The 8,105-nt window shown below is 70.3% G+C and carries 6 protein-coding genes; 1 reads left to right on the top strand and 5 read right to left on the bottom strand.

The window, feature by feature from the left end:
- Positions 1 to 114: 114 nt before the first annotated feature.
- The 5 genes from ACFWWR_RS15535 to ACFWWR_RS15515 all read right to left on the bottom strand — a co-directional run bounded on the left by ACFWWR_RS15535 (position 115) and on the right by ACFWWR_RS15515 (position 6,273).
- Positions 115 to 513: a roadblock/LC7 domain-containing protein gene (locus tag ACFWWR_RS15535; RefSeq protein ID WP_383858085.1), complete on the bottom strand. Its 399-nt coding sequence runs from the start codon at positions 511 to 513 to the stop codon at positions 115 to 117.
- Between the two features lie 772 nt (positions 514 to 1,285).
- Positions 1,286 to 2,626, bottom strand: coding sequence for an AI-2E family transporter (locus ACFWWR_RS15530; protein ID WP_384303650.1), 1,341 nt, complete (start codon positions 2,624 to 2,626; stop codon positions 1,286 to 1,288).
- A gap of 123 nt (positions 2,627 to 2,749) precedes the next feature.
- Positions 2,750 to 3,433, bottom strand: a complete 684-nt coding sequence (locus ACFWWR_RS15525) for a transglycosylase SLT domain-containing protein (RefSeq protein ID WP_383858079.1) — start codon at positions 3,431 to 3,433, stop codon at positions 2,750 to 2,752.
- A 416-nt stretch (positions 3,434 to 3,849) separates the two neighbouring features.
- A complete protein-coding gene (locus ACFWWR_RS15520; RefSeq protein ID WP_383858076.1) occupies positions 3,850 to 5,175 on the bottom strand; it encodes a PhoH family protein in 1,326 nt (441 codons plus the stop codon).
- A gap of 324 nt (positions 5,176 to 5,499) precedes the next feature.
- Positions 5,500 to 6,273 (bottom strand): isoprenyl transferase, encoded by a 774-nt coding sequence (locus ACFWWR_RS15515; protein ID WP_383858073.1) that lies wholly within the window; start codon positions 6,271 to 6,273, stop codon positions 5,500 to 5,502.
- Positions 6,274 to 6,953: 680 nt separating this feature from the next.
- Here ACFWWR_RS15515 and ACFWWR_RS15510 point away from each other — a divergent pair.
- Positions 6,954 to 8,105 (top strand): winged helix DNA-binding domain-containing protein, encoded by a 1,152-nt coding sequence (locus ACFWWR_RS15510; protein ID WP_384303648.1) that lies wholly within the window; start codon positions 6,954 to 6,956, stop codon positions 8,103 to 8,105.

Raw genomic sequence — 8,105 nt, 5'->3', positions numbered from 1 at the left:
GGGGGTGCCGCGGCGTCGCCGGCCGCCGGTGCTCAGACTCTGGGGGCCGGCGGGGGGGGGGCGGGTTCGGGGGCTGTGGGCCCCCCGGGTCCCGGGGCGGCACCCACTGCTCCCTCACCCGGTCGGAGAGGTCGCCCGGCCGGTGAGGATCGACTCGATACGGCGCAGGGTCGGCCGGGTCGCGAGGTGAAGCCGGTCCACGTCGATCCCCTCGTCGCCCAGGACGACCATCAGCGCGGTCTCGCCGACTGCGTAGAAGGCGGCGCAGCCGTTGCTGCCGTACGTCACCGTCCGGCTCAGCGCGCCACGCGCTGTCGCCTCGGCGGTACGGCGGGCGAGACCGAGGCCGGCCGCGGCGAGCGCGGCGAGGCCCTCCGGGTCGATGGTGTCGGCGGTGTCGGCGGTGTCGGCGGCGATCAGCAGTCCGTCGGAGGCGGCGACGGCGGTGCCGGTGATCCCGGCGACCTGCTCGCGCAAGCCGCGCATTTCCAGCGCGAGGGCTTTGTGATCCATGTATCCCACTTCCCTGTTTCTGTTCGCATCTGATCGGCTCGGCTTCTTGGGTTCACAGCCGCCGGGTTCACGGTGAGGAAACCCAGGCCGGACGCGTTCGGCGTACGGGACGGGCAAGGCGGCGACGGCGGTGAGTTCGCAGACCGCCTCTCGCAGCGAACGGCAGGCGAACGCACCCACCGGGACCTGGGCGAACGGCTCGGCCCGGCGGGTGCGTTCGCAGCCGTCGATGGGGCGCGAGACGATCGCGCGGGCCGCGTCGTGTGCGGCGGCGACCCCCGCGTCGCCCCGTGCGCGGGCGCCGGTCGGCGCGAGGCGCCGGAATGCCGAGTCAGCCGGGTCCGCCGCTCGGCGCTGATCGACTCGGCTCCGGGTGGTCCGGCGTCCCGCAGCACCCCGGCGCAGCACTTCGCGGCCGCACCCGGTCACGGCCGGCGGGAGCAGCTCGTAGCCCGGCATCGCGCCCCTCGGCCTTGCGCACCTACGCCTGACGCGTGGTGCTGAGGGAGGAAGGTGTATCAGGCCGGGCGCATATTCCGGACGCGGTATTCCGAGCTGTCCCCGACTGTCGGAAGTTGCACTTTCCGACTGCCCGACTGTCTGTGTTCGGCGCTTGTTCGACCGATTAACAGGCGCCCGTTTCCAGCGTCCTCGCGGCCCGCCTCCCGGCAAGCGCCCCGACCGTCGGCACGACGCGGGAAGCGGAAGCGGGGCTCCCGGCGTTGTCGTGACCGCTGCCGAGTGCCCCCGTACCCGGGCTCCTGGCCACGAGCTATGACGGCGGGGGCGTTTCGTTCGGGGGCGTTTCGTTCGGGGGCGTTTCGTTCAAGGCCGTCCCCATCGCCGTGGCACCCCTCGGACGCGGCGACTGTTTCAACGCGACCTCATGGGAGTACGACCGCAGATAGCCGACCACCGTGTTCGTCACCGCCACCAGCGGCACCGCCACCACCGCACCCCCGATGCCGGCGACCATCCCGCCCGCGGCGACCGACAGGACCACCGCCAGCGGGTGCACCCGGACCGCGCGGCCCAGGATGAACGGCTGGAGGATGTGACCCTCGATCTGCTGGACCGCCAGGACCACCGCCAGCACCATGACCGCCGTGAAGACGCCCTGCGTCACCAGCGCCACGACCACCGCCAGCGCGCCGGACACGACCGCGCCCACGAGGGGGATGAAGGCGAACAGGAAGATGAAGACGGCGAGCGGGACGGCCATCGGGACGTCGAGGAAGTAGATGCCCAGGCCGATGAAGATGGCGTCGATCAGGGCGACTATCACCGTGCCGCGGACGTACGCCGTCAGCGTCCGCCAGGCCCTCGGGCCCGCGCCCGCCACACCCGGCCGGGCCGCCGCGGGGACCAGCTTCAGGGTCCACTGCCAGATGCGCCGGCCGTCGTACAGCAGGAACAGCGTCGAGAAGGCGGCCAGCAGTATGCCGGTCAGCGCCTCGACCACGACCGTCACGCCCTCCAGACCCGCCGACGTGATCTGGTCGGTGTTCGCGCCGACCGCTTCGCGCAGGTTCTCGGCGATGTCGTTGATCTGCTTGTCGGTGACGTGGAAGGGGCTGTTGAGCAGCCACTTGCGCAACTCGTCGATGCCGTCCTGGATCTGGTCGGAGAGGTTGTCGATGTTCTCCATGACCTGCCAGGTCACGAACCAGCCGATGAGGCCCATCACGACGAACCCGAGGACCGCGGTGAGGGCGGTGGCGAGCCCGCGCGGGAAGCCGAGCCTCCGCAGCCGTTCCACTGTCGGCTGGAGCAGGGCCGTGATGAGCAGTGCCGCCACGAAGGCCAGCACGACGAGTTGTACGGCGCTGATGACCCGCATGAGGACCCAGAGCGTCCCCGCGAGGACGAGCAGACGCCAGCCGGCCTCGGCGGCGACGCGCATCCCCCAGGGCACGGCCAGTGCTGGATCAGGGCGGTCCACCACGAGCACGGGCACCGGGTCCGCGGGCGGCGGGAGGTGGTCGGTGGGCAGGTCCCGCTCCTCCGCCTCCGCGTGCTCCCGCTCCGCCTCGGCCCGGCGCTCGCCGAACCGCTCACCCATGTCGGTCAGTCTGGCGCCGACCCGTCCGAGCCACCCTGGCACGCGTGACATGATCCGTCCCTCTCCCCCGTCTCTCCCCACCACTCCCCCTGGCGTCGTCGGCACCGACCGTACATGGCGAAAGCCCCTCCCCCTAGGACGGGGAGGGGCTGTGCCGGGTTGAGCGGGTGTCGGCTAGTACCAGTGGTTGGCCTGCCAGAACGACCAGGCCTCACACGGGCTGCCGTACCGGCTGTCCATGTAGTTGAGGCCCCACTTGATCTGGGTGGCCGGGTTGGTCTGCCAGTCGGAGCCGACCGACGACATCTTGGAACCCGGCAGGGCCTGGAAGAGACCGTAGGCCCCGGAGGAGGGATTGACCGCCCGGTAGTTCCAGGTGGACTCGTGGTCCACGATGTTGCTGAAGCACTGGAACTGGCCGCTCGGCACCATCGACTGCGCCATCGCCTGGATCTGCGCGATGGTGTAGGAGTTCTGGATGGGGAAGCTGGAGGAGTCCCGGCTGGCCTTGGTCTTCGCCTCGGCGCGTTCCTTGGCCTCCTGGGCAGCCTTCTCGGCGGCTTCCTTCTTCTCGATCGCGGTCTGGGCGGCAGCCTTGCGGGCCGCTTCCTCCGCCACCTTCTTGGCGCTCGCGTCCGCGGCGATGGCCTGTACGTCCGCCTGCTGTGTCAGGGAGGCGGTCTGTACCTGGGCCTGCTGACCCGCGGGGATGTCTGCGAGGAGCGTCGAGTCGGCTGCCGTCGCCTCGGCGTCGTTGTTCTGCGCGGTGCTGCCCGAGGCAACTCCAACAACGCTTCCGACAGCGGTGACCGCCGTGGCGGAGGCCACTGCGAATCCCCGGACCGAAATCGGGCTCACACGGTTTCCTTCCAGCATCGCCCGCCTCGGTGACCCTGGCGGACGCAATCGTGCCCCTTGCACTGGCCTCCCAACTGCGGGTCACGGAGGCGCGGGCCCGGTGGGGCAACTCCCCGGGGGGAGCGCCGTGTGGTGACGCGGGCGGCATACGGCGACGATATGGAGTTGATGTGGCGCTTCTGTGGTGCCGTACCGCTGGGGGTACAGGTGTGCCGTATGCGGGGCCTGACAGGAGTGAGACTCTGCCGTAACCCGACACCGCAAGGCAATTCCGAGTTGCGTGTGAAAGCTCACATGCCGTTTGGGCCTGGGGAAATCGAGAAACCTCCACACGCGAAGGCGCCGCCCGGCTAGGCTCACTGCCTTTCCGGACGGCGCCAACTGCTGTGAAACCACCCCCAGATGGGGCGTGAGGGTCAGATGTGCCCGTCCTCCAGCATTTCGGTCACAAGGGCCGCGATCTGGGACCTCTCGGATCGCGTCAGCGTGACATGGGCGAAGAGCGGATGCCCCTTCAGTTTCTCCACGACGGCGACGACACCGTCGTAGCGACCGACTCGCAGATTGTCCCTTTGCGCCACGTCATGGGTCAGAACGACCCGTGAATTCGCGCCGATCCGGGACAGAACGGTCAGCAGGACGTTCCGTTCCAGCGACTGCGCCTCGTCCACGATCACGAACGCGTCGTGCAGGGAGCGGCCGCGGATGTGGGTGAGAGGGAGCACCTCCAGCATCCCGCGTGCGGTGACCTCCTCGATGACCTCGCGGCTGGTGACCGCGGACAGCGTGTCGAAGACCGCCTGTGCCCAGGGGCTCATCTTCTCGGACTCCGAGCCGGGCAGATAGCCGAGATCCTGCCCGCCCACCGCGTACAGCGGCCGGAAGACCATCACCTTCTGGTGCTGGCGGCGTTCCAGGACCGCCTCCAGACCCGCGCACAGCGCGAGCGCGGACTTGCCGGTGCCGGCCCGGCCGCCCATGGACACGATCCCGACGTCCGGGTCGAGGAGCAGATCGAGCGCGATGCGCTGCTCGGCGCTCCTGCCCTTGATGCCGAACACCTCGCGATCCCCGCGCACCACCCGGATGTTGCCCTCGGGCGTGACCCGGCCGAGCGCCTTGCCGCGCTCGGACTGGATGGTCAGGCCGGTGTGCACGGGCAGGTCCGCGGCCTCGGGCACGTGGACGTGCCCCTCCTCGAAGAGGATGTCCACCTGCTCGCCGGGCAGGGTCAGTTCGGACATTCCGGTCCAGCCGGAGGAGTCCGTGATGGCGAGCTCGGCGCGGTACTCCTCGGCGAGGAGCCCGACGGACGAGGCCTTGATCCTGAGCGGGAGGTCCTTCGACACGACTGTGACGTCGAACCCCTCGGCCTGCAGGTTGCGGGCGACCGCGAGGATGCGGGAGTCGTTGTCCCCGAGGCGGTAGCCGCTGGGCAGCACGCTGGGGTCCGAGTGGTTGAGCTCGACACGGACGGTCCCGCCGAGGTCCCCGATCGGAATGGGGGCATCGAGGCGGCCGTGCCGGACACGGAACTCGTCGAGCAGGCGCAGTGCCTGCCGGGCGAAGTAGCCGAGTTCGGGATGGTGCCGCTTGGCCTCCAGCTCCGTGACCACGACGATCGGCAGCACGACTTCATGCTCGTCGAAGCGGTTCAGGGCGTGCGGGTCGGCCAGCAGGACGCTGGTGTCGAGAACATAAGTGCGCCGGTCTGGCTTGTGGCGCTTTGTGCTGGTCACCACGGAAGGACGTACCCCCTCGGATGAGGTCGGGGAGCGACGGAGTGGAGCTGGGCCGGTCGTCGGCCGCCCTGCACGGGCCGAAAACCGGCCCTCCGCGTCGTCCGTGCTGTGACCGCACGGTCGGGCTGGTGCAAAGGGCCTCCCGGGCGGACGGCCCCGTGCCGTCCGCTGAGATACGACACCCGTGGTTCGGGCGTCGACCTGCTTGGCTTATGCCCTCGAACATGCGCCGCCATGCCAGTGCATACGACGGCGCGCTGATGAACTCCTCGTTACTTCCGCCCCAAACGGGGTATACGGGGGCCCTTCGGCGAGACGCGCGCCTCAGCCGCCGTAACGCCGGTGGCGCGCCGCGTAGTCACGCAGGGCACGCAGGAAGTCGACCTTGCGGAAGGCCGGCCAGAAGACCTCACAGAAGTAGTACTCCGAGTGGGCCGTCTGCCACAGCATGAATCCGGACAGCCGCTGTTCTCCGCTGGTACGGATCACCAGGTCGGGGTCGGGCTGGTCGCCGGTGTAGAGGTGGCGGCCGATCATGTCGACGTCGACGGACTCGGCGAGGCTCTCCATCGAGGTGCCCTTGTCGGCGGCGTCGAGGATCATCGAGCGGACCGCGTCGGCGATCTCCTGGCGGCCGCCGTAGCCGATGGCGACGTTGACCAGTATTCCGCCGACCTTCTCGGTGGCCTCCTCGGCCTCCTTGATGGTGCGCTGCATGCCCTCCGGCAGCAGGTCGAGCGTGCCGACGTGGTGGACGCGCCAGCGGCCGTCGGCGGCCAGCGAGCGGACGACGTCCTCGATGATCCCGAAGAGCGGGACGAGCTCTTCCTGCGGCCGGTCGAAGTTGTCCGTGGAGAACAGCCAGAGGGTGACGACCTCGACGTCCGTCTCGGTGCACCAGCCGAGGAACTCCTCGATCTTGTCGGCACCCGCCCGGTGGCCCTGGGCTGTGGTGGAACCCGCGGCCTTCGCCCAGCGCCGGTTGCCGTCCATGACGACGCCGATGTGCTTGGGCACCTGGGCGTGGTCCAGGTGACCTTCCACCCGGCGTGCGTACAGCCTGACGAGCAGGCTGCGCAGCTTGTCGCGCAGGTTCACGTGTTTGTCAGCCCCTCCGTACGGTGGCGGTCCCCGCGGAGCGAAGGGTATCGCGGGCGCGTGGTCCGGGATGCGGGCGGGTTGGGGCGCCACCCGTGGGAGTGAGTGCGCCCCCCTGAGGGACGCGCGGTGGTCGCCTCTGTTACGGGTGCCCCGTCCGGGCAGAAAAAACGGGCCGGTCCGTGGGGGGGATACGGACCGGCCCGAGGGGGGGTTTCCACCATAACCCTTCGTAAGTGATGCTGCGTGCATCGGCGTGCCACAACTACTCTCCGGAGTCGGGCGGCGACGGCCAGATGGCCGTTCGAGGCCCTTTCCGGGGTGGGTTCATGGCCGGAACACAGCGGATTCTCAGGGGATCGGGCGGGATCCGGGGAGATCCAGGAGGTTTGGTGCGCTTCCCTCTCCCGGGTGACACCCGGACGTGTGCGGCCTTGACGCGGCACCGCGCAGCCCCCTCCGCCGCGCGGTACCGCCCGCGCAGCTTTGCTTGCGCGAATCACCTTGGTCTGAACCTACGGGAGAACCTACGTCCGGCGCGAGCCGCCTGCGATAACAATGTGGAAACCGTGAGGAGCCATGGATCCACGGCGGTGAAGGGGACCGATCACCCGCTTCCGGAATGCCAGGGTCGGACTACTAGGACAGGATCTGACCTCGTTCCGCCCTACCGTCGACCCATGACCGTGAGAATCACGTGGGACCAGGCCAGTGCCCGGCGGCTGGAACGTCAGTTCCTGGCCGCTCCTGCGGAGAGGGGTACTCCGGCCGCCGACATCGTCGGCACGATGCTCGCCGCGCACGCGCAGGTGCTGTCCGCGGCGGAGGTGTCGGTGGGGGTCCGGGGCACCGGGACGACCCGGACGGACGTACGGGCGGCGCTCCGGGAGGACCGATCACTGGTGAAGACGCACGGTCCGCGCGGGACCGTGCATCTGCTCACCCTGCGTGACCTGCCGATGTGGAGCGCCGCGCTGCCGGCCGTGCCGTCCGGCGCGAGCCCCTTCGCGCCGGACGTGCGGGTCACCGAGGAGCAGGCCGGGCAGATCGTGGCGGCGATCGGGGACGCCCTCGACGGCGTGTGCCTGACCGTCGACGAGCTGACCGCGGAGATCGTCGCCCGCACCGGCTCCTGGGCCGGCGACCCGGTGATGCCCGCCTTCCAGGACCTGTGGCCGCGCTGGCGGCAGGCGCTGCACCGGGCCGGCCAGTCGGGCGCCCTGTGCTTCGGCCCGAACCGGGGCCGCAAGGTGACGTACACCCGCCCGCCGCACTTCGACCCGCTGCCGCCCCGGGACGCGGTGCGTGAGCTCGTACGGCGATATCTGCGCGCCTACGGCCCCGCGACACCGGCGTATTTCGCCAAGTGGCTCGCCGCGCCCGGCGGTTGGGCCGGTGGTCTGTTCAGGGAGCTCGCGCAGGCGGGCGAGATCGAGGAGGTCGCGTTCGAGGGCGCGTCGGCGTGGGTGGCTGCCGGCGACACGGCCTTCCCCGACGGACCGGTCCGGGGCGTGCGGCTGCTGCCCTACTTCGACGCCTACGGCATCGCCGCGCAGCCCCGTGAGCTGCTGTTCCCCGGGGCCGCGTACCGGCGGGCGCTGGCGGGCGGGCAGGCCGGGAACTATCCAGTGCTGCTCGTCGACGGCGTGGTGGCGGGGGTGTGGCACCAGCGGCGCCAGGGCCGCCGTACGACCGTCACGGTGGAACCGCTGGGACGCCTGACGGCGCGACAGGAGCGGGAGCTGGGAAAGCAGGCGGAGCGGGTGGGCGGCGTACTGGAGTCACGGGCCGAGTTGGTGGTCGGGGAGGTGACGGTGGGGGCGCATGCGTGA

It is taken from the genome of Streptomyces sp. NPDC058678 (assembly GCF_042714835.1).
Lineage (GTDB): Bacteria > Actinomycetota > Actinomycetes > Streptomycetales > Streptomycetaceae > Streptomyces.
This window is presented reverse-complemented; position numbering and strand designations above follow the sequence as displayed.